This window comes from Nocardia wallacei, assembly GCF_029868745.1.
Taxonomy (GTDB): Bacteria; Actinomycetota; Actinomycetes; order Mycobacteriales; family Mycobacteriaceae; genus Nocardia; species Nocardia wallacei_B.
This window is the reverse complement of record NZ_JARWOP010000163.1, coordinates 38,886-59,442: the sequence shown is the minus strand read 5'-3', so window position 1 is coordinate 59,442 and position 20,557 is coordinate 38,886. Positions and strand designations below refer to the sequence as shown.

General features: G+C 64.1%; 23 protein-coding genes and 1 pseudogene. 11 read left to right on the top strand and 13 right to left on the bottom strand.

The genetic code is table 11. The features are described 5' to 3' along the window. The first annotated feature begins 141 nt into the window (after positions 1–141). Complete coding sequence (locus tag QH470_RS13600) at positions 142–858, top strand: MBL fold metallo-hydrolase (RefSeq protein WP_280272697.1); 717 nt, start codon at positions 142–144, stop codon at positions 856–858. Here QH470_RS13600 and QH470_RS13595 read toward each other — a convergent pair. After that, a complete protein-coding gene (locus QH470_RS13595; protein ID WP_280272696.1) occupies positions 823–1,527 on the bottom strand; it encodes a TetR/AcrR family transcriptional regulator in 705 nt (234 codons plus the stop codon). The genes QH470_RS13600 and QH470_RS13595 overlap by 36 nt on opposite strands. A gap of 102 nt (positions 1,528–1,629) precedes the next feature. Here QH470_RS13595 and QH470_RS13590 point away from each other — a divergent pair, with 102 nt between their 5' ends. Both QH470_RS13590 and QH470_RS13585 read left to right on the top strand, forming a co-directional pair. After that, positions 1,630–2,307, top strand: a complete 678-nt coding sequence (locus QH470_RS13590; RefSeq protein ID WP_280272695.1) for a DUF2306 domain-containing protein — start codon at positions 1,630–1,632, stop codon at positions 2,305–2,307. A 40-nt stretch (positions 2,308–2,347) separates the two neighbouring features. Then, positions 2,348–2,776 carry an SRPBCC family protein gene (locus tag QH470_RS13585; protein WP_280272694.1) on the top strand — a complete coding sequence of 143 codons (429 nt, stop codon included), beginning with the start codon at positions 2,348–2,350 and terminating at the stop codon, positions 2,774–2,776. A 91-nt stretch (positions 2,777–2,867) separates the two neighbouring features. Here QH470_RS13585 and QH470_RS13580 read toward each other — a convergent pair. Continuing rightward, a pseudogene (locus QH470_RS13580) lies at positions 2,868–3,242 on the bottom strand (FAD-dependent oxidoreductase); the annotation flags it as partial. 128 nt (positions 3,243–3,370) lie between these two features. Beyond that, positions 3,371–4,132, bottom strand: coding sequence for an alpha/beta fold hydrolase (locus QH470_RS13575; RefSeq protein WP_280272693.1), 762 nt, complete (start codon positions 4,130–4,132; stop codon positions 3,371–3,373). 329 nt (positions 4,133–4,461) lie between these two features. Between QH470_RS13575 and QH470_RS13570 the strand changes: the two genes are divergently transcribed. Continuing rightward, the gene (locus QH470_RS13570; RefSeq protein WP_280272692.1) at positions 4,462–5,436 is read left to right on the top strand and encodes a type IV toxin-antitoxin system AbiEi family antitoxin; all 975 of its coding nucleotides are present in this window, start codon (positions 4,462–4,464) and stop codon (positions 5,434–5,436) included. 25 nt (positions 5,437–5,461) lie between these two features. Next, a complete protein-coding gene (locus QH470_RS13565) occupies positions 5,462–6,262 on the top strand; it encodes a hypothetical protein (RefSeq protein WP_280272691.1) in 801 nt (266 codons plus the stop codon). Positions 6,263–6,300: 38 nt separating this feature from the next. On the opposite strand, the gene QH470_RS13560 is transcribed toward QH470_RS13565, so the two are convergent. Both QH470_RS13560 and QH470_RS13555 read right to left on the bottom strand, forming a co-directional pair. Beyond that, the gene (locus tag QH470_RS13560) at positions 6,301–6,924 is read right to left on the bottom strand and encodes a GIY-YIG nuclease family protein (RefSeq protein ID WP_280272690.1); all 624 of its coding nucleotides are present in this window, start codon (positions 6,922–6,924) and stop codon (positions 6,301–6,303) included. 33 nt (positions 6,925–6,957) lie between these two features. Further along, positions 6,958–7,683, bottom strand: coding sequence for an SDR family NAD(P)-dependent oxidoreductase (locus QH470_RS13555; protein ID WP_280272689.1), 726 nt, complete (start codon positions 7,681–7,683; stop codon positions 6,958–6,960). A 105-nt stretch (positions 7,684–7,788) separates the two neighbouring features. On the opposite strand from QH470_RS13555, the gene QH470_RS13550 reads away from it, so the two are divergent. Continuing rightward, positions 7,789–8,628: a LysR family transcriptional regulator gene (locus tag QH470_RS13550; protein WP_280272688.1), complete on the top strand. Its 840-nt coding sequence runs from the start codon at positions 7,789–7,791 to the stop codon at positions 8,626–8,628. Between the two features lie 543 nt (positions 8,629–9,171). Here the strand turns inward: QH470_RS13550 and QH470_RS13540 are convergent. After that, a complete protein-coding gene (locus QH470_RS13540; RefSeq protein ID WP_280272687.1) occupies positions 9,172–9,474 on the bottom strand; it encodes a hypothetical protein in 303 nt (100 codons plus the stop codon). A 214-nt stretch (positions 9,475–9,688) separates the two neighbouring features. Here QH470_RS13540 and QH470_RS13535 point away from each other — a divergent pair, with 214 nt between their 5' ends. Further along, positions 9,689–10,957 (top strand): helix-turn-helix domain-containing protein, encoded by a 1,269-nt coding sequence (locus tag QH470_RS13535; protein ID WP_483243936.1) that lies wholly within the window; start codon positions 9,689–9,691, stop codon positions 10,955–10,957. Here QH470_RS13535 and QH470_RS13530 read toward each other — a convergent pair. The 5 genes from QH470_RS13530 to QH470_RS13510 form a co-directional block, all read right to left on the bottom strand. Continuing rightward, entirely contained in the window at positions 10,938–11,609 is a 672-nt protein-coding gene (locus tag QH470_RS13530; RefSeq protein ID WP_280272685.1) for an HAD family hydrolase, read from the bottom strand. The genes QH470_RS13535 and QH470_RS13530 overlap by 20 nt on opposite strands. A 66-nt stretch (positions 11,610–11,675) precedes the next feature. Continuing rightward, complete coding sequence (locus QH470_RS13525; RefSeq protein ID WP_280272684.1) at positions 11,676–12,401, bottom strand: MAE_28990/MAE_18760 family HEPN-like nuclease; 726 nt, start codon at positions 12,399–12,401, stop codon at positions 11,676–11,678. Further along, on the bottom strand, positions 12,382–13,491 hold the full coding sequence (locus QH470_RS13520; protein WP_280272700.1) for a GmrSD restriction endonuclease domain-containing protein: 1,110 nt from the start codon (positions 13,489–13,491) through the stop codon (positions 12,382–12,384). Before QH470_RS13520 ends, QH470_RS13525 begins: the two co-directional genes overlap by 20 nt. A gap of 140 nt (positions 13,492–13,631) precedes the next feature. Then, on the bottom strand, positions 13,632–14,726 hold the full coding sequence (gene ychF / locus QH470_RS13515; RefSeq protein ID WP_280272683.1) for a redox-regulated ATPase YchF: 1,095 nt from the start codon (positions 14,724–14,726) through the stop codon (positions 13,632–13,634). A 12-nt stretch (positions 14,727–14,738) separates the two neighbouring features. After that, complete coding sequence (locus tag QH470_RS13510; RefSeq protein ID WP_280272682.1) at positions 14,739–15,971, bottom strand: SGNH/GDSL hydrolase family protein; 1,233 nt, start codon at positions 15,969–15,971, stop codon at positions 14,739–14,741. A gap of 359 nt (positions 15,972–16,330) precedes the next feature. Here QH470_RS13510 and QH470_RS13505 point away from each other — a divergent pair, with 359 nt between their 5' ends. Continuing rightward, a complete protein-coding gene (locus QH470_RS13505) occupies positions 16,331–16,786 on the top strand; it encodes a PaaI family thioesterase (protein ID WP_280272681.1) in 456 nt (151 codons plus the stop codon). Between the two features lie 44 nt (positions 16,787–16,830). Here the strand turns inward: QH470_RS13505 and QH470_RS13500 are convergent, their stop codons facing one another. Both QH470_RS13500 and QH470_RS13495 read right to left on the bottom strand, forming a co-directional pair. Continuing rightward, on the bottom strand, positions 16,831–17,268 hold the full coding sequence (locus QH470_RS13500) for a hypothetical protein (RefSeq protein WP_280272680.1): 438 nt from the start codon (positions 17,266–17,268) through the stop codon (positions 16,831–16,833). After that, the gene (locus QH470_RS13495; protein ID WP_280272679.1) at positions 17,252–18,121 is read right to left on the bottom strand and encodes a hypothetical protein; all 870 of its coding nucleotides are present in this window, start codon (positions 18,119–18,121) and stop codon (positions 17,252–17,254) included. The genes QH470_RS13500 and QH470_RS13495 overlap by 17 nt, the downstream gene beginning before the upstream one ends. Positions 18,122–18,903: 782 nt before the next feature. Here QH470_RS13495 and QH470_RS13490 point away from each other — a divergent pair. The 3 genes from QH470_RS13490 to QH470_RS13480 are packed head-to-tail and all read left to right on the top strand — an operon-like array spanning position 18,904 to position 20,553. Next, entirely contained in the window at positions 18,904–19,287 is a 384-nt protein-coding gene (locus QH470_RS13490; protein ID WP_280272678.1) for a hypothetical protein, read from the top strand. After that, positions 19,277–20,065 (top strand): hypothetical protein, encoded by a 789-nt coding sequence (locus tag QH470_RS13485; protein ID WP_280272677.1) that lies wholly within the window; start codon positions 19,277–19,279, stop codon positions 20,063–20,065. The genes QH470_RS13490 and QH470_RS13485 overlap by 11 nt, the downstream gene beginning before the upstream one ends. Continuing rightward, positions 20,062–20,553, top strand: coding sequence for a roadblock/LC7 domain-containing protein (locus QH470_RS13480; RefSeq protein ID WP_280272676.1), 492 nt, complete (start codon positions 20,062–20,064; stop codon positions 20,551–20,553). The genes QH470_RS13485 and QH470_RS13480 overlap by 4 nt, the downstream gene beginning before the upstream one ends. The last annotated feature ends 4 nt before the right edge of the window (positions 20,554–20,557 follow it).

Below are 20,557 nucleotides of genomic sequence, written 5' to 3'. Positions count from 1 at the left end.
GTTTTCGTGGGGGGGGCGCGGCAGCGGGGGCGCTTGGTGTGGGGGCGGGGCGGGGGCGCGGGTGGGGGGCGCCCCCCCCCCGCTTCTCTGCTCAGAGCAGATTTCCCGCGCAGCCGGGTCCGTTGTCGGTAGGTTCGCGGTGTGGAGATCGTATCCGTCCTGCCGCAGCTCAGCGCCTTGCGGTTTGCCGAGGTGAACGACGTCAATGTGTACGTCTGGAACGACGGCGCCGCGGTGACGTTGATCGACTGCGGCCTGCCCGGCGCCGCCGGAGCGATCGAGAACGGCCTTCGCACATTGGGTTTCGCCCCCGGTCAGGTGCGGCGAGTGATCATCACCCATGCCCACATCGACCATCTCGGCTCGGCTGCCGACCTGGCAGACCGGGGCGCCGAGATCTGGGCTCATCACACCGAGGCCGATATCGTCCGGGGCGAGCGCCCACAGCCCGACCCCGTGCTGCGCGACTGGGAACGCCCGATCTTCGCGGGCCTGCCGCAGGTCGCGCCGCCGCGCCCGGCCCCGGTCCACCGTGAACTGCACGCCGGCGAAGTACTCGACTTCGGTGGCGGCGCAACGGTTCTCGCCGTTCCGGGCCACACGGCGGGCAGCATCGCCCTGCACCTGCCACGCCACCGCGTGCTGTTCACCGGCGACACTCTCGCCAACTTCCGCGGCGCCACCATGTCGGGCGTGTTCAACCTGGACAGCGACGCCGTCGAGGCCGCCGCTCACCGCCTCACGGACCTGGATGTCGACACCGTCTGCGTGGGGCACGGGGATGTGCTCGCGGGAGAAGCATTGCGCGCCTGGCGGAATCAATCAGCGGGCGAGGTGGGCGGCGATGCCGTCGAGTAGTCTGCCGAGGCCGAATTCGAAGACGGACGCGGCGAGGTCTCGGGTGCCGTAGTCGTCACCGGGGTCGGCGGACAACATGGCCAGCAGGGCCGGGAAGCGCTCCGGGCGGCCGTACCGCTCGAGCGCCGCGGGATCGAGAGCGGGGCCGACATGCCCGGCCTGGTCGCGGCCCAGGGTCGGATCGATCTCCAGGCGGACGATGCCGCCGACGAAGGCGTTGACGGAGAAGATGACATCGGCGACGGTGTCCGGCGGCAACCCGACCGCCGTCACCGCGCCGATCGCGGCCTCGCCCCACGCGGCCTCGTTGGGTCCCATCCAGCGATTGTTCGCCCCGATCGCGAGCATCCACGGATGCCGCAGATACAGCTCGCGGGACTGCCGCGACCACTGCTCGAGCGCCGCGCGCCATCCGTGCCGGGACAGGTCCGGCGGGTCGGACATGGTCGTGTCGAACATCAGCGCGACCAGTTCGTCCTTGCTCGGCACGTACCGGTACAGCGACATGGTCGCCGCGCCGAGCTGCTTGGCCACGCGCTGCATCGATATTGCGCCGATGCCCTCCTCGTCGGCGATCGCGATGGCTTCGGCGACGATGCGCTCGAGACTGAGCGCCGGTCGCGGCCCGCGCCCGGACCACCGATTGCCCTCCCACAGCAGGCGTGTCACGCGCGGTAGCTCCTCGGCCACTATTCCTCCTCTACTGCGTATGCGCTACGCTTTGCGTATATCATACGCAGTAGTTGTTTCCGACATCTCGGGTGGTCCATCATGGCAGTACCGACCAGGCAAGCCGCGCGTCCGAAGAGTTCACGCTGGTGGCAGCGGCCTTGGGTCGGCCCGCTGCTGGTGCTCGTCGTCGCCTTCGTCGCTTTCTCCCTGCCGCCGTATCTGACGCTGGATCCGACGCTGTCGCGAGTGCCGGATCCCGGCTTCGCGCCGCACTATCCGCTGCTCGTCGTGCACGTGGTGTGCGGCTCGATCGCGATCCTGCTCTGCGGCTTCCAGGTGTGGCCGTGGTTCCGCGGCAGGTATCCGGCGGTGCATCGGCGGATGGGCCGCTGGTACGTCTTCGCCGGTGTGCTGCCCGCCGGGCTCGCGGGCGTGGTGATCGGCGCGACCAGCCCGTTCGGCCCGGTCGCCCGGGTCAGCAACGTCATGCTGGCGCTGCTGTGGCTCGCCGTCACGATCACCGGTTGGCGAGCGGTCCGCCACCGCCGCTTCCCCGACCATCGACGCTGGATGATCCGCAGCTTCGCCCTCACCCTGTCGATCATCCTCAACCGGCTGCTCGGCGGCGTCCTCATCGTGGCGCTGAGTCCCCAGTTGCACACGACATTTCACGGCGACGAGCAGTTGATGACGCAAACGATCGCGGGGATCGGTACGTGGCTGGGGTGGACTTCCTCGCTGCTGGTGGCGGAGTGGTGGTTGGAGCGCAGGTTGTGAAGCGGCGGTTCCTGGACCAATTGGGGTGTTTACTGGCGGCATGACCACGTTCGAGAACACGCTGACCATCAACCGTCCGATCGCCGACGTGTTCGACTACCTGGCCCACTTCGAGAACGTGCCGGTCTGGAACTACGCCATCACCGAGACGACGCAGACCTCCGACGGTCCGGTCGGGGTCGGCACCCGTTATCGCCAGACCCGCTCGATCCCCGAACCCGCCACCGAAGAGTTCGAAGTCAGCGAATTTCAGCCCCTGCGACGGCTACAGGTCCGTGGTCAGATCGGTCCCTTCCCGGCCGTGGTGTCCTACGACCTCGAGTCCATCCCCACCGGAACACGACTACGCAACACCGTCGAATTGGAACTACGTGGACCGTTGCGACTGGCCGGCCCGGTCGTGGCAGTCAAGGTCAAGTCGGCGGTCGCAGCCAACCTTGACACCTTGCGAAAACTGCTCGAGGCCTAGGCGGTGCTCTGCCTCGGTGGGGATGGATAGTCGTCGACTGTCATGGAGTTGTGGAAGCGCGCGCTTTTGGTGGTGAGGCGGAGGAAGACTCGACCGAGTCGCCGAACAGGTACTCGACGTCGTCGCGGGCGGCCTCGTAGTAGATCTCGCTCAGATCATTACGCATGATCTCGGCGTGCCGATCCGACGCGGCACCGAAGATCGTGGACAGATCCACCCGGACCGGCCGCCCGCCTTCCGGAACGAGCGCCAGCCGGCGTGTGCCGGTCGTCCGCGCCTCGATGTGTGCCAGCACACCCATCTTCTCCGAGATGTCCCTCGCGGGCCGGAACAAGTCGACCGCGTGACCGCCGGTCTTGCGCGGAGCCGCCGCCCGCTCGACCACCGTGACCGAAAAGCCGTGCCGCGCAAGCCAGTACGCAAGCACCGGTCCGGCGATGCTGGCGCCGGAGATCAGGATCCGCATGCGTGCCTCCGTTTGAGTGTTCGGGGTTGTCGGTGGTGTTGGGCGGAGTGTGGTCAGAGGTGGATGGGCAAGCTCTGCGCAGCGATGCTCAGGGGAAGATGTGGTCAGTGGTGGTTGGTGGAGCTGGCTCAGTGATGCTCGGCGAAGTCGCGGATGAGGGTGCCCGTGGGGCCGGGATCCTCGAGCATCGGGGTGTGGCCGCAATCGAGGGATTCGAGCCGCACATTCGGAACGCGGCGATACTCCTCGAAAGACGCTGCGGGCCAACGCTTGTCCTGCAAGCCGTAGATCACCATGGTCGGCAGCGCGAGATCCACGAGCCGATCCGGTGCGGGCCGGTCCCGCAGATACTCGTCCGACGCGTTCGAGGTCGCGGTGAGGCTGCGATACGTCATTCCCTTGAAGTCGGCGACCAACTGATCGGGAATCGGTACGTCGCGGGTAAGAGCACTGCTCATGGAATACCGAAGCACGGCATCGGGCAGCAGCGGCCACAACGGTTGCCCGATCGCCGGATTGAGCAGCAACTCCCCCGCGGGACCGTTGTCGGTGAACGCGTCCAGCCGCGAACCGGAATCGATCAGCCCGAGCGCGGCGACAAGCCCCGGCCGCCGCTCGGCCAGCGAAGTCGCTACATACCCGCCGGTGGAATGCCCGAAAACAACCGCCCGCCGCACACCGAGCCGATCCAACACTTCCCCGACCCGATCCCCTTGCGCGCCAATGCTGTAACCATCCTCAGGCTTCGCCGACCCACCATGCCCGAGCAAATCGATCCGCACCACATACTTCCCCCGCAGCGCAGGCATCACCGGATCCCACCAGCCCGTCGACCCGCCCAGCCCGTGCACAAGCACGACCGCATCGTTCTGCGCTTCCCCCTCCGTCACGACATGAACATCCCCACCAGGCAGCACCACCATCCGCTCCTGCGCCCCCTCCGGCCCAGCCCCCGCAACACTTCCCACCCCACCGACCATCAGGGCGACCAACACCGCAGCCCCCATCAACCTGATCCGCCGCCGCCCCATCACCGGCCCAGCAGTGGTGTCACCCATCGGAGTCCCCTTCCTTCGTCCCGCAACACCCCAACCCTGCCCAGCGACAACGCCCGTGTCTTGTAGACAAGTCAGCCCTCACCGGTCGGAATCACCCTAGGGCGTGACGTCGGTCACTGGCCTTGTTCAGTATTTGTCGATGTTCAATTAAACTGAACATCATGCAAGACCGAACACGACACCCAGACATCGAACGTTCGATGGCCCGGACGTTGTCGGAGTTCTCTGTGGACTTCCACGTCGAGCACTGGACGTCCGACGACACCGCGGTGGTCAAGTTCAGCCGCCACGGTGCCGACACGACCTATCAGATGACCTGGTTGCCTAACCCGACACTTTCGGCGGTATCACGTCTCGATCGATCCGATCGCCTCCTTGTCGCCGGCCCTCGGATCAGCAGTCGCACCGCAGACGCCCTGCGTGACGCTCACATCGATTACGTCGATCAAGCAGGTAACGCACATCTCGAGATCGGCCCGGTGCTGATCGACATCCGAGGCCGTGGCGGCCACGACACTCGTTCGAGTCCTCGGGCCACGGGCGCGAACCTCTTCAGCGCCAAGCGGATGCAGGTGCTGTTCGCGTTGCTCTGTTGGCCGGGGCTCGCGGGCATGCCGGTTCGCACGATTGCCGATGTAGCCCGTTCTTCCGTAGGGCTCACGCAGTCGGCGCTCGACGCCATGAAGGAAGCCGACTACCTGATAGGCAGGACACTGCAACGCCGCGACGAACTCCTCGATCTGTGGGCCGCCGCGTTCCGTGGTTCGCTTCTTCCGAAAATCAGCGAAGCCTCGCTCGAAGGAGACATAAGGCGCTGGTCACCACCACCGGGCTACCTCGTCAGCGGCGAATCGGCTGTCGGCGACATCAAGCACCCGCAGACACTCACTCTCTACGTCGAAAACTTCGACCCGAAAGAGGCGATGAAAAACGGTTGGCACAAGTCCGATCAACCGAATATCGAAGTCCGGCAGAAGTTCTGGAAGGAACCGCAAGGCTTGACCATCCCCGATAAATCCCCAGCGTTTGTCGAGTCAGCGGCACCCCCAACTCTGGTCTATGCAGATCTCATCACATCCAGAGAACCGCGACAGGCCGAGGTAGCAGGCGTGCTGAGAAGGGAACGACTTGTTTGATCCCGAGCGCATAGACTCACAATCGTTGGACCTGATCGATACGGTCGTCGTCGAGTTGATCTCGAATGCCGAGGCAAACGCCATGTCTCTCATGCTCATCGGAGCACACTGCCGCGACCTACTACACGCAGCGTTCGGTCGAACGGCTCCACTACGCTCCACGGTCGATGTAGATATCGCAATTGCGGTGAGCGGCCACAGAGAGTACGAGCGGATCACCTCGGCGCTCCCCCGATCCGGAACCACCGATGTCCGTTACTCCATCGCAGGAATCGCTGTCGATGTGGTGCCGTTCGGAAAAATCGAGGATCCTGCGGGTACAGCGACCTTGCCGGGCAGGGCAGAGACACTTGATGTGTTCGGCTTCCAGGAAGTGTTCGATCGGGCGGTCGAGCTGTCCTTGCCGAGTGGTTATCGAGTCCGGCTTCCCTCTCCGGCCGGTTATGCCGCACTCAAGCTGAAGGCATGGTGCGACCGTTCGGCAAATGGTGAGTACAAAGACGCCGCTGATATCGCCACCGCGTGTAGCTGGTATCAGCAGGACGAGGAAATCCGGTCGACGCTGTACCGACTCGACACAGGGCGTGCCGACTTACTATTCCGTGCCGATATGGATGTCAACCTCGCCTCGCTCTACCTGCTCGGGGAGGAGATATCCGAGGTCCTCGGTGGTACCCGCGTCGCAGAGCTTGCGATGGTATGGAGCCTCACGAACCGCGAAATACTCGCGACCTACTTCGCACGCGAGCGCTCGAGAGCAATCCCCGACCATGCAGCAGCACTCGACGCAATATCTGCCATGACCGACTTCCTGGTATCGAGTTGAGCCTGGCGTTCAGGGGATCGATCCGGCAACTTCGACCGTTACGGCCAGCGGCCGCCTACGCCCGGATTGGCCAACACCGGCAGATCGGTCGCGCGGGTTCTCGCTGCCGACCTGGCTGCCGTAAGAACCGTATGAAATCCGTTCCGCGCGTTGCCTTTCAGATTCAGCGGTAGATCGAGCGTCGCGATCAGCTCGTCTTCGACCTCCCACGGCATCGGATCGGTTATCCATGAAACCAGCGCATTTTCGTGCATCCACTGCGACAACAGACGTTCACCCAAACCGAAATGCAATCGTTTGCCAGAGCCGAACAAGCGGAGTTCGATCCCGAGCTCATCCGACAGCAGACACCCGAGCGTCAACCGCAGCGTCGAGCCGGCCGCATTACCCGTGCAATGCGTCCTGATCCTTGATCTGATTGTCTGGCGACTCGGCGCCTTGCCGTTCGCGGGAGGCTTCGACGGTCCGATTCCGGTGTAGAGGAGCGTAAGACCGTCCTTCGTAGCGCAGCATCCAGCATCGATCTCAGCCGGCAATCTCCGGAACCACCAGCCATAGATACCGCGCGCCGCCGGGATGGGCGATGGCTTCGTGAGTACCTCGCCACGGGGATACGGGCGGGCCGCCAGGTAGTCCGCCAATCGCGCCGAGTCGGTTGCCACGCGATAGATCGTGACACGACCAGCCTGAGCCTGTCACCACGGCACTGTTCCGGCGTCGTCGAAGAATCCGCCGGTCGGTCCGTCGTCGGGGAGGTTCGCGAGGTGAATCGCGATTGCCGCGCCCTGCGCGGGTGTGCGGTAGCCGCGAAAGCCGTTGAGGTCGGTTGCGGTGAAACCGGGGCAGCCGCAGTTGATCAGGATGTTGGTGTCGCTCAGTTCTTTTGCGTATTGGACGGTGACGGCATTGAGGAAGGTCTTCGACGCTGAGTATGCGGCAGAAATCGGGCCGGTCTCGGTGCCGGGCGTGGTCTGCAAAGTGAGGGAGCCGACGCTGCTGGACATGTTCACGATTCGCGGTGATGCCGAGCCGCGCAGCATGGGCAGCATCGCGTTGGTGACGCGGATGACGCCGATCACGTTGGTTTCCACGGCGACTCGCACAGTCGCGGGATCGACCGTAGTGGGCGCCTGTGGCATACCGCCCGTGATCGCGGCGTTGTTGACGAGGACGTCGAGGCCTCCGGCTCGGTTGGCGATGAGATCGGCAGCAGCGGCCACACTCGCGTCGTCGGTCACGTCGAGTGGTACACCGAACGCGTCGGTTCCGGCCGCGCGGAGCTTCTCCACTGCGGTGTCGCGGCGTTGTGAATCCCGCGCGCCCACACCGATTCGCCAGCCGAGGGCGCCCAGGCCCGCCGCGATCTCGTATCCGATTCCTTTGTTCGCACCGGTCACCAGCGCGATCGTCTGTGTACCCATACCGTCGATCCTGGTTCGGCCTCGCGTAGCGCGTCCAAGACCAACCGGGTAGGCGGCCATACCGCACGGGTATCGGGCGCGGTCAGCGGCGGATACGATGCCACGGTGGAGACTCGGGAGTTGCGATACTTCGTCGCCGTCGCCGAGGAATTGCACTTCGGGCGGGCGGCGCAGCGGCTCACGATGGCGCAACCACCACTGTCGCGGACGATCCAGCAGCTCGAACGACGGCTCGGAGTAGTGCTGCTGCAACGCACCTCTCGCGCAATCACTTTGACCGAGGCGGGATCGGTGCTACTGCGGGAAGCCCGAATCGTGCTCGACGCGGTCGAGGCCGCGGAGCGCCGTACCCGGCGTGCCGCTGCCGATCGGTCACAGGTGGTGTTGGCTACGAAGGCCGGAGCATCCAGCGAACTGTTGTCGAAGCTGCTGGACGCCTACGCCGCCGAACCGGGCGCCGTCACCGTCGAGGTGACGCTGTGCGGGCCCGGCGAACAGGAAAAACTCCTGCGTGACGGCCGCGCCGACGTCGCCCTGCTGCACCGTCCCTTCGACTCGACTGCCGGATTCGACACCGAGGACCTGCACACCGAACAGCAGGTCCTGGTCCTGCCCGCCGGGCACCCCCTTGCCACTCGGACCCATATGTCTCTGGCCGAGGTCTCCGCCCTGACGGATCTGCCTTTGCCGCGATGGCCTCGCCGCGATGGGACCTACCCGGACGGCCCCGGCCCGCAGGTCCGCGACCATACCCAACTAACCCAGCTGATCGCCCTCGGCCGAACCTGCGCGATCATGCCCGAGTCGGTCCGAACCCACTTGCGCGACAAGCACGCCATCGTGCCGGTACCGGACGCGCCGGCAGTCACAACCGTCATCGCCTGGCCACCGCACAGCAGATCCAAAGCCGTCGCCGCCCTCGTCCGCACCGCCCTACGCCTCTAACCAAAACCTCTTCGCGCCTGATCCCCTACACGTTGAACCGGAACTCCACTACGTCGCCGGCGTGCAATGGTGTGGTACCTGCCTCCATGTGGACCTTGCCCGAAGCCTTGGCGGAGGCCATGGAGCCGGCGACCCGGTCGTCGTAGGCGACGATCTCGGCCTGGAAAGCGGAGTCAGAGCGGTTGGTCCTCGTCTTCGACTCGGTGTCGGATTTCGTCCACCGAACGGCCTGGCGGTGGGCGCTCCGGCCACAGCAGTGCTGCCACGAAGACAGCGCTCGGCACGGCAACAGCTACGAACAAGCCAAGGGCGACCCATCCGTTCATCGGCCGAGCCCTGTCTTTACCGCCAGCGCTGCACGTCCACGCAGACTGATCTGCCAACGGCCCCTCGATCGGCTGGGCACTACCAGCCCTCGCACATCCAGAGAAGCCAGCTCGTTACGAGTACTCCACCCGGTCAGCGCCGTCTCTCGACCTATCTGCGCGACGGTCAGCATGCCGCCAGGGGCGAGGACCGACAGGACGGCCACCTCCGCCGCCTTCATGCGCCCGCTCCCAATGCCGCCCAGCGATCGAAAGACATTCGAGGACAGACTATTTCGACATCCGCCACCTGCATCAGCGCGTCAAGCTGGAGGGCGTCCAGATGATTCGGAGCAGGTACAAGCACCACGTCGACATCCGCAGCACGTGCGCGATCCACCAGCCGAACCGGCGAATCATCAGGCCAAATCAGCACGTACCCGAGCCGCCGAGCCAACCGACGCACCTGCGCCGCATCCCATTCCGCCGAATTCGACACGTCGGGGTCTATCCACCCGAGTGCCGTCGGTATCCGCCTCATGCCTTACTCCTCGCCGTCCATGTCAGCTTCGAAGCAGCAGGCCGCGAGCGTTGGTCAGCTCAAAAGAAGCCTTCGAGTCGAAGCACTCAACACTTGATGCATGGCATCTTGTCGCCAGACAACTGATCATTAAAGGCCATATAAGAGGACGTAGACCGGCCATTTGCAGTCAGGATCTATACATAATGGACCTATAAAGGACTATCCTGATCTCATGACGACCCCAGGGAACTCCGCGCTTCGTGCGGCCCGACAAGCCCTCGGATACCGATCACAAACCGCCCTCGCTGACGCACTCAACGAAACGGCTCGCACTATCGGGCTCCGCATTGCGGTCAGCGCCCGGACAGTCAGGCGTTGGGAGTCCGATGAGTCGCCCTGGCCACACCCTGAGCACGCCACTGCCTTGGAAGCCCTGTTCAAGAGACCGATCACCGAACTCGGCTTCAGTCCGCCATGGACGGACACAGGAGGCTCCGCTATCCAATCAGGCGGCACTCCGCATGTTGAGAGCTGGGCGCCAAGGCATTTCGGCGCCTCGGCTTCGATGCTTCCAACCTCGGTCGCCACCGATTTCATGGCGGTCACTGTTTCGCATCGCCATCTCTACTGGTCTGTGCCCGCGGCACCGCTCCATCGTGCCGTCGCAGAACATGCAGCACTGGGTATCGAACTGCTTCAGCAGTTGTCCGGTTCTGCGAAAACCATGCTTGCACGGGCTGTTTCAGAATCAGGCTTGCTCGCCGGCCGTATCGAGTTCTTCGATCTTCAGCAGCCCGATCTCGCACAGCCAAGTCTGACCCTTGCGCTGCAAGCAGCGCACGAGGCCGACGACGCTTTGCTCGGAGCGGCGACGCTAGCGCACATGGCCTTCGCCCCAGCCTTTTCCGGCGATCCATCACGCGCCGAGGAGGCACGTGATCGAATTCGCGCGGCGCGGACGTTCGCACGCCGTGGCAACGCCAGCACCGAGATGGTGGCGTGGTTGGACGCAGTCGAAGCCGAAACCGAGACACGTTTCGGCGACACCCGGCACGCTCTCCGCCTGATCCATCACGCTGAGGAGTGCTATCGGAAGTACGACAGCGATCAGAACCCGTCACCGCCATGGCTGGATTGGTTCTCTCCCACTCGGCTCGCAGGCTTCAAGGGCAACACCCTTATCACTGCGGGCCAGGGTCGCGAGGCCCGTCAGACCCTCGAACAAGTGCTATCGGATCTTCCTGACGAGTCGATCAAGCAGCGGGCCGTATACCTAGCAGACCTGGCTGCCGCCGCAGTCCTGGAGCAGAGCCCGGAGCAAGCCTGCACCTACCTAGAGGAAGCTCTCGATATCCTCGCTCGGAACTGGTACGCGACAGCGATGGACCGCATCAAGGCGGTTCGCCAGACGCTCCGCCAGTGGGACTCACTGCCAGCTATTCGGAGCCTCGATGATCGGCTCTACGACTGGCACACGACCGTCAACTCACTTGTTGGCTAGCCGAACCGTTCTCCGCCGCAACGATTTCCGGCAACTCCGTAAGGTCGCGGATCTTCCAATCGGATAGGTCCGCAACCTCTTGCTTGTCCCGAAGGATCCAGCCCCACGGGCCACGCTGGATATAGGCGGTCCTCATGCCAGCCTTCTTCGCGGGCGCAACATCGTTGTCGATGCGATCACCGACGTACACGATCTGCTCGGCACTACACGGCGCTACCTCGACCACCTTCGCGAAAAACTCCGCCGATGGCTTCTCTACACCCCAGTCGTCCGATGTCGCGATAAAGTCCGTTGGGAGCTCCAAGCTTCGAAGGATCTGACCAGACCGAACCGTCTGGTTGCCGACGATGCCCACCCATACGCCCAGCTCCTGCAACTTGGACAAGGCAGGCCGAACATCAGCGTAGAGATCTTCCTCCCCGTATGACTCCGGCTTGCCCGCGCCCGCTCGAGCTTGCCGCTCACGAGCAAGGTCGAAGCCCGGTTGGAACACCTGGAATGTCTCGCGGTAGTCGAGCCCGTTCGCGATGACCGCACCGAACACGGAAGCAAACGTGTGGCGCGGGACACCGAGCCAGTCAGCCCACGTCCCATACTCCCGAGTCTCATCAACCAGTGTCTCACCAACATCGAACACAACAGCTGAAATCATGTGCCTAACCGTACCCTTGCGTCGAAGCTAAGGACGTGCCGTGTTACGATCTCTATATTCGAAGATTCACGGATCGACTAATTTTGAGTTACCGGTCGGCCGACCGTCGGGCATGGACTTAGGAATGCAATAGGATTTAGACCGGAGTTGACCGATCGACAAATCGCGAACCGACTCCATCATTTCTATTACCGTTTTATGCAGTTCCAGCACATGACTGGCCTCAGGGAAATTCGCTCTTCCATGAGCAATATCATTCCTATGATCACACAGCTGGACATCGATTAGATGTCGCTTCGTTGAGAAATCAGATATCGGCAAATTAAGTGACGACATGATTGATTCAAACACAGCAAATCGGAGGTTTGATTTCGTATCCACTATTTTATCATGCGCGACTCTCAACCGCTCCGATGAAGCGCCTCTGGCGAGTCTTACTATCTCTAGACCTGCGGCTTGATCTCCAGAGTCTAATCTGCGAAGGAGATGCGCAACATGGGCGAGTACTAAGCTATTTGCCGCCTGCGAAACAAGTGGCTTCCGTTTTATTATCAACTTAACGTATGTCTCGAATACTGCCTTACAGTATCCTTCCCAATGAGCATACAAAAGCGTAACCACACCTCGCGCAAGCGCACGTGCCACAGGGCTAGAAGGGCTCTTCTTCGCAGCCGAATTGAGCTGGTCCGCCAATGCCGTAAGCTCAATCCTCCGCCATGCAAGCTCTTCATCCACAAAGGTTTCAAAATCCTCGTCTGTTGTCGCCGCCATGTTACTGGCCAAAGTATTCACGACTCGCGTTAACGAGCCTAGGCACTCGGCGACGGGGACTAACGCCAGTTCCGGAATTGGACTTAAATATCGGAGCTGACCAGATGCTTTTGATGCGTTCAGCTAGCTCGCTCTGAGGTTTGTTCTCCCAGCTTGCTATATTGTGCGAAACGCCAGATGTAACAAATTCATACCCAGAAATCGAGAAAGGGCCCGTGTGACCATTATTGCCCAAGCGACGGAATGAATCTTCGCCAAGAGCTCCATTCAGCAATCCAAAAGTCTTATCGAAGAGTGCCGCATCTAACAGATCAGATCCCGCCGCCCGGCGTCTCATCCAATCCGTTAGATAGTCGCCATACTCCTTCTTAAGTTCGGATGACCCAGCAGAAAAGTCCACCTGGCAGAAGAACCGGAGAACCAACTCCGACCGATAAGCTCGGTCTTCTTGCCGGTCAGTCAAAGGGACGCACGCCATAAAATCGACATTTTGCGATAGCTCATTGACTTGCTCATAGAACGGCTTATTGATCATAACCATCAAGCAGTTTCTTGCTTCTTGAGGAGAAAGAATCGATCCGGAGTTTAGCCGTTGAAAAAGATCATACTTTGCATTCTCGTCGGATTCTTTGGTTATGATTCGAAGTTCAAGCTTTGCCCGCTTAAAATCCCTCCTGAGGGCTTCGTTGAATACTGGCGAATCGTCCTCGTCATCATCTTTGAAGTACTTGTATCCCTCGAGGCTTGTCAAATACTCCCCCTGCCTTAAAATTAGGCCGGGTTGCCTGTTTCCTCCTTCATCTACATACTCACCTACAAATTGCAGAATTGTGGATATTCGCTGAACTCCATCGATTACGTCCCAGACACCATCTTCTCTTTGAGAGACAAATATCGACGGGATGGGAATTCCTAGAAGGATCGACTCAATTAACTTGGACTTCTGATCATCATCCCAGCGGAAAATTCGCTGAAACTCGGGATGTATCTCTATGTCTCCGTCGCGGTACAAGGAGAGTACCTCGCCGATGGACATCGCATAGCCATCAGTCCGAATCTCCTTCGCCCGATCGCTGATCTGTTTGACCAGGATTGAATCGTCGCTGTTCATCACCTTGGAAGTGTAGTTCGTAGCCGGAGGAATCTCCGACATCTTTGCCCAAAGATTCGGCTCACAAGGCAAACAGGCGCGGAGTACGCGCGCGTCATCGCACCCTCTACCCGCATCTCAGCTTCCCAGGTAGCAGCCTGCTACTTCTTCCCAGACGCTAATCCGGTACGGAACTCCACCACATCCCCATCCGACATCACATAATCCTTCCCCTCCATCCGCACCTTCCCCGCTGCCTTCGCCGCGGCCATCGACCCCGCCGCTACCAGATCGTCGTACCCCACGACCTCGGCCTTGATGAACCCCCGCTCGAAGTCGGTGTGGATGACTCCTGCGGCCTTGGGTGCGGTGTCGCCTTGGTGGATGGTCCAGGCTCGGGCTTCCTTGGGGCCGGCGGTGAGGTAGGTCTGGAGGCCGAGGGTGTGGAAGCCGGCTCGGGCGAGGGCGTGTAGGCCGGGTTCGGATTGGCCGATGGATTCGAGGAGTTCGGCGGCGGACTCGTCGTCCAGTTCGAGGAGTTCGGCTTCTACCTTGGCGTCGAGGAAGACGGCGTCGGCGGGGGCTACGGCCGTTTTTAGTTCGGTGACGCGAGCTTCGTCGGTGAGGACGGATTCGTCGGCGTTGAAGACGTAGAGGAACGGCTTGATGGTGAGGAGGGAGAGTTCGCGCAGGAGGTCGGTGTCGAGTTTGTCGCGGACGGAGAACAGGGTGTTGCCCTCGTCGAGGACGTCCTGGGCTGCCTTCGCCGCCTCGTAGGCCGGCTTGCGGTCCTTCTTGACCTTGGCTTCCTTCTCCAGGCGCGGGACGGACTTCTCCAGGGTCTGCAGGTCGGCGAGGATCAGCTCGGTCTCGATGACCTCGATGTCGGCGAGCGGGTCGACGCGGCCGTCGACGTGCACCACGTCGTCGTCGGCGAAGACGCGGACCACCTGGCAGATGGCGTCGGCCTCGCGGATGTTGGCCAAAAACTTGTTGCCCAGGCCCGCGCCCTCGGAGGCGCCCTTCACGATCCCGGCGATATCGACGAACGACACCGTGGCGGGGAGGATGCGCGCGGAGCCGAAGATCTCGGCCAGCTTGTCCAGTCTCGGATCGGGCAGCGGCACCACCCCGACGTTCGGCTCGATGGTGGCGAACGGGTAGTTCGCCGCCAGCACGTCGTTCTTGGTCAGCGCGTTGAACAGCGTCGATTTTCCGACGTTGGGCAGGCCGACGATACCGAGGGTGAGACTCACGAGAAGCAGAGTCTACGCGGGCAGGCGCGGGCCGATGGCGTCGGCCATTGCCGCGTATCCGGCGTCGTTGGGATGCAGATGGTCACCGACGTCGAAGCGGGGATCCAGGCGGGCGGGGTCGGCCGGGTCGGCGAGGGCGGCGTCGAGGTCCACGACCGCGTCGTACTCCCCTGAGGTGCGAATCCAGGCGTTGACGGCCTGGCGGACGGCTTCGCGGTCGGCGGTGTAGTAGTCCGAGCTCGCGAACGGCAGCAGGGTAGTGCCGATCACCCGGATGCCTGCGACTCTGGCCTGCCGGATCAGCTCCCGGTGGCCGTCGATGAGTTGCTCGGCGGACACGACCGGGAAGGGTGCGCCGACCGGGTCACCGCCGCCGCTGAGACCGATGTCGTTGATGCCCTCCAGGATGACGACCGTGCCGACGCCCGGTTGGGCGAGCACGTCGCGGTGGAACCGGGTCAGCGCGCTGTCGCCCAGGCGCGGCGAGTCGACCGTGACGCGGTTGCCGCCGATGCCCAGGTTCAGCAGCGGGCGCGGGGTGCCGTGTGCGGTGAGTTGCTCGGCGAGCTCGTCGGGGTAAGTGTTGCGCGCGTCCGGCGTCGCGCCGTAGCCGTCGGTGATCGAGTCACCGAACAGGACCACGCCCGACGTGCGCGGGAGCGCGGCGGTCTCCACCCCGGAGAGGTAGTAGTAGGACTGCGAGGTCTCGGCGAACGCATCGGCCGGGCCGTCGGCGCGGTGGTCGCCGTTCGCGCGGTACGTGGTGTTCAACGCCTGCGCGTGGTAGGTGGCCGGGCCGGTCGGCCGGGCGAAATACAGAGTGACGGTCAGTGATTCCAGCGGCGAGACCGCGAATACCAGAGGGTCGGTGGCGATTTCCGTGCCGGGGGCGACTGTGAATGTGCGATTCAGCCCGACGGTCAAGTGCTGCAAGGTTTCCGGCCGCACCGAGGCGGCACCGGCCGTCCGGGCGAGGGTCGCTCCGGTCACTTCCAGCGGCTGCGTGCCGTACGCGTTGGACAGCCGGATCCGCAGTGCCGGGCCGCCGCTGCTTACCCGGATCTCCTGCCGCACAGTCTGATTCGCGAAGCCCTGTTCGGACCAGTTGGGCGCGAAGCTCTCCGACGCGCGCATCGGCGCGGTCGCCCACACCGCTTCCCAGCCCGCTGCCGGTGCGGCCGTCGCCCCTCCGGACAGTCCCAGTACGACCGCGATGATCGCGGCGACAACACTCACAGCACGCACGGGTGCGATCCCTTCGTCAGCCGCACGGCCCGAGCCGCCCGGATATGAACTCACCAACCCGGCGCCACGCCCGCGCATTCCCGCCGCGAACCGGCGAATTCGCCTGCCGCGGACGGCACCGGTCGAGATGCCTTGCGCCGACAATATCCGCGGCGTCCGACAACTTTGCGGCCAAAGGGATCCCTGCGCCGGCGGTGGAGCGGGCGTGACCTGATCACCCGCCGCCGTCTACTCGGCAACCCGCAAGTACCTCCGCGCGAGGCAACGTGCCGAGCAGGCGAGCCCGTTCTCCCAACGCTCGCACCTTCTTCCCGAAATGTTCACACTCACGGACCCGAGGTTCGCGTTAGGCTGCGGCCGTGTCTTCCGACGTCGTCGATGACGGTGAGCTGCGGGCGCGGGCGGACGCCGCGCTGCTGGTCGGCCTGCAACACGCGCTCGGCGCCGAGCTGATCGATGCCGAGGATCCGACTGCGGGCGTGCGGTTTCCGGTGCGCGGCCTGGCGGTGACTCCCGCGGGCACCCTGCACGCCGGTGCGCTCAACGCCATCATCGAACTCGCCGGATATCTGGCGGTGGCACCGACGCTCGGGCCCGGTGAGCATGCCGTGACCCATGCCATCTCCACCCAGTTCGTCCGGGCGGCGCCCCGCGACGTGTGGGTGCTCGTCTACGGCGAACTGGTGAAGCGCGGCCGCGCCGTCGCCTTCGTGACCGCCACTGCGGCACTGGAAGATTCGCCCTCGACGGTGATCGCCACCAGCCAGGTCACCAAGTCGGTGATCGTCGCGCCGATCGGGACCGGCGTCGGCTGAGTACGCGGATGCGGGCGGCCGCGAGACCACCCGCACTCCGCTCCTCACAATCGCCCGACGTCCCGCACGACCCTTCTGGCCTGGGCCATCAGCATTCCCACGTTGGCGGACTTGCGGCAGACGACCACCACCACGACGTCGTCACGGCCCTCGACGCGGACGAACAGGTGCGCGAGATTGTCACTGTTGACCAGGATCTCCTGGAAGTAGTGCGCATCGCTGCGAACTCCCCGGCGCTCCTTCCAGATCTCCTCGATCATCACGACATTGCGCCCCTGGAACAGCTCCAGCGTCGCCGCCGCCAGCAAATCGAGCACCTCGGCGGGATGGTTGTCCACGGTCTGCACCGCCAGGAGCATGCCGGTGGACATATCGATCGCGCCGGACGCTATGCACTCCGGCACCTCGGCTCCCAGCGTCTTGACCAGCGCGCCGATTCGGTCGGTCATGCTGCCGGGACTGTTGTTACTCGGTGCGTTCATCGCATCCTCTCTGCCGTCCGCCGTTGCGGCGGTCTTCTGGTTGACGTTCGCTTCCGGCCAGGGCCGGAAGTCTCTGGGCGCCAGGCGGATACAGCTCATTGATGCCGCTCGCGCCGCGCCGCCGGCGCGGCAGCGTGATTCGGGGCAGGTCGCTCGGTACCGGCCGCACGGCGGCAGGACCGCCCGCGTCGCGCGGCACCGTCAGCGCCCGCTCCGCCAGCAACCGGGAGACCTCGACGGTGACCGGGTAGAGGCCGCGACCCAGCGCGAACGCGATGTCACGACAACGGTGCCGCCCGTCCACTCGGAGCAGCACCTCCCGCCGCTGCCCGGCGGGGCAGTCACGGAGCAGTGTGTCGCCACGTTCGGTGCGCGCCAAGCGGTTTCGATGCGGCGACACCCGGCTGCCGGCCAGGGCCCGCAGCCTGCGCTCGGTCTCCACAGCCAACTTGTCCGCCTCGATACCGGCGAGCTGCCGCGTCGTGACAGCACCGGCCGGCGACGGAGACAGGTCGATCTCGGAGGTCCAGTAGCAGCCGTCGATCCAGCCCGAGGCGATCGCGAACGCGCCGTCCAGCGCCGCGACCACCTCGAGCGCCCGACGCTCGGCCTCCCCCGGCGCCTTCCGGCCGGGGCGCGCCAGCAACTCGGAGATTCCGGGAGCGCCCGCGGTGCCGACCGCGACGACACACCCGCGAACGACTCGCAGCCGGCCGCCCGGATCGCCGGAGACGTGCAGGTCCCCGGTGCGTGCGGCCGCGAACGCCGTCGTCAATTCGCGAGCCACCTCCTGGGCCGCCCGCCGGCCGTGGGCAGGCAGCCGGGCCGGCGCGGCGAAAGAACCGGTCGTCATGATTCGAACTCCACGGAGGGAGAAGCAGTCGGAAATCCCATGGCAGCAGAATCACGACCCGCCGGACCGTTCATCCGGCGTGGTCGTGACTGCTGAGATCTTCTCCGGTTGAGTTTCAGCGATTTGCCGGGAGGCAACCGGAGCAGGGTAATAGTCGCCGGATTTCACATAGGGATGGCAATAGTGTTCCTGGAATAGTCGATTGTCTTTCGAATTCCCACTGAGCTACGACGACCCGTCCAACCCGGTCGGCGCACACCCACATCCTGACAGTCCGAAACATTTAGAGCAACCTCATGCGCAAAATTCCCGCAGCCTTCGCTCGAATCGCGCGCCGAGCACCCGCATCCGGCCCTGATGAGCGGTCCCAACGCTATCCGGCGTGCGCCCGTACCTGCGACTTTGCGAGTCAAGTGCGCTTAACCTGCCACGTTGCAGACAAAGCCGAGCCAACCGGTCCGTTACGCGGAGAACCCGACAGCGCCCGCCACGACCGCACACATCGACCAACCGACCGGGCGACCACACGGCGATTCGACACGCCGTAAAACAACCGACCGCCACGAATCTATTACACCGTCAGAATTGAAACAATCTTCCGCACGGACATCACACTCCGACACTCCACCGACTGCACAAGAACTCCACACAGCAATGAATACCGATAGGTACCATTATCGACTTCTGATTTGCTAAATATTTTCCACGATTCTTCTGTACAACCCACAGCGACGCTGTGTAGCGTCGAGATTCCTGAATCCAATCTGACAATCGGTGGCACGTTGATCGGTATTGAGGGCTGCCTGGAAAAAATCATCGGCATTCCTGGCGCCATAGGCGTGACGCTGGTGGACGGCGCGAGCGGCCTGGCGATCGCCGCGGCCGGCCGGCACGGCCGACTGGACGAGCACGAGAACGCCGCGGCCACCACCGACGTGGTGCGCGCCGTACTCGAATGCCCGGCACTGGCCGACGGCCACGACGACGACATCACCGAACTCGTCGTCTGCGGCCCGCGCGGGTATCACCTGCTGAATTTGGTAGAGGGTGACTTCGAGGGACGGCTGTTCGTACACGTCCGGTTCGACGACGAGACCGGGAACCTGGCCATGGCGCGCTTCCGGCTGCGCGGCATTCTCGCGGAACTCACCGGGCATGAGTGTTGAACTCGCAGTCGTACTACGGCAATTGGAGAAGGAGAAGCGAACCGGGGTGCTGCGAGTCGGCGACGACGCGTTCCATCTCACCGAGGGCTGCGTGACGTACGCCGCCTGCCGGCGCACGACCGGCCTGGACCGGCTGCTGGCGGAGTCGGGCGCCACCGCAGCGGACTGGCACGCCGCCGAATCCGGTGATCCCGCACGGCTGCTGAAGCTTCCGCGGTTGGAGGTGCTGGCCCTGCTGTCGGTGTTCGACGCCGCCTACTTCCTGCTGGCGGCGCCGACCGTCGCCAAATTCCGTCCGGCGCCGCCACATTGGCTCGCCCCGGTCTGTCGCATCACGCCGGGGGCGCTGGTGCACGAGGTGGAGCGCCGCGGTGATCCGGATATCGGCCCGTGGCCGGCCGGGTGGGTCGACAGCTACCCCGTGGTTCCGGTCCGCCACGTCCGCCGACGGCGGGTCGTGCTGACCGCCGGGCAGATCGAGGTGCTGGCCGCCGCGGACACCCGGCGGCACGTCTGCGCGATCGCCCGCGACCTCGGCCGCACCACCTTCGGATGCCTGACGGCGGTGCGCGAGCTGACCGCGGCCGGACTGGTCGAGCCACCGGTCATGGTCGCCGAACCGGCGCCCGAACCGCTGCGCCAGGATCCGCCCCGGCACGCACCGCCGCTGCGGCGCCGCGTGCCGTCCAACGCCACGGTCGCCGCCCGGGACCGCTGGCAGCCGGTCGACCGAGACGTACTCGTCCGGCTACGGGCGGCGTTGGAGGAGCTTGCGTGACCGTGCGGAAAAGACTGCTCGGCAATGTGATTGGAAGGTTGACCAAGGTGGGGATGACCAAGGCGGGGATGTCCGGACCCGAGCCGAACGCGCTGGTGCAAACCGAATTGAAAGGGCTGTGCGACCGCGTCCCCCGGCTGACCGGCGCGCTGGTGGCCTCGGGCGACGGACTGCTGATCGCACACGCGTTGCCCGCGGAGATCGAGCCGAGCGGGATGGCCGCGCTGTCGGCCTCACAACTGGCGCTGTCCTATCGGATGGTCACCACCGCGCACGGTGGCGGTTTCCGCGAGGTCGTGCTGCACGGCACCAGCGGATACGTGGTGATCTACGCGGCGAGCTGGACGGCGTTGACAGTGCTCGCGGGCCCGGAGGTGAACGTCGGCCGTCTCCATCTGGAGTCGCGGCCGGTCGCCCGCGCGATCGCCGACCATCTGGCGGCGACAACGAACGACCTCGGCAACCACGAGGCGTTCAACACCGAGTGAAAGG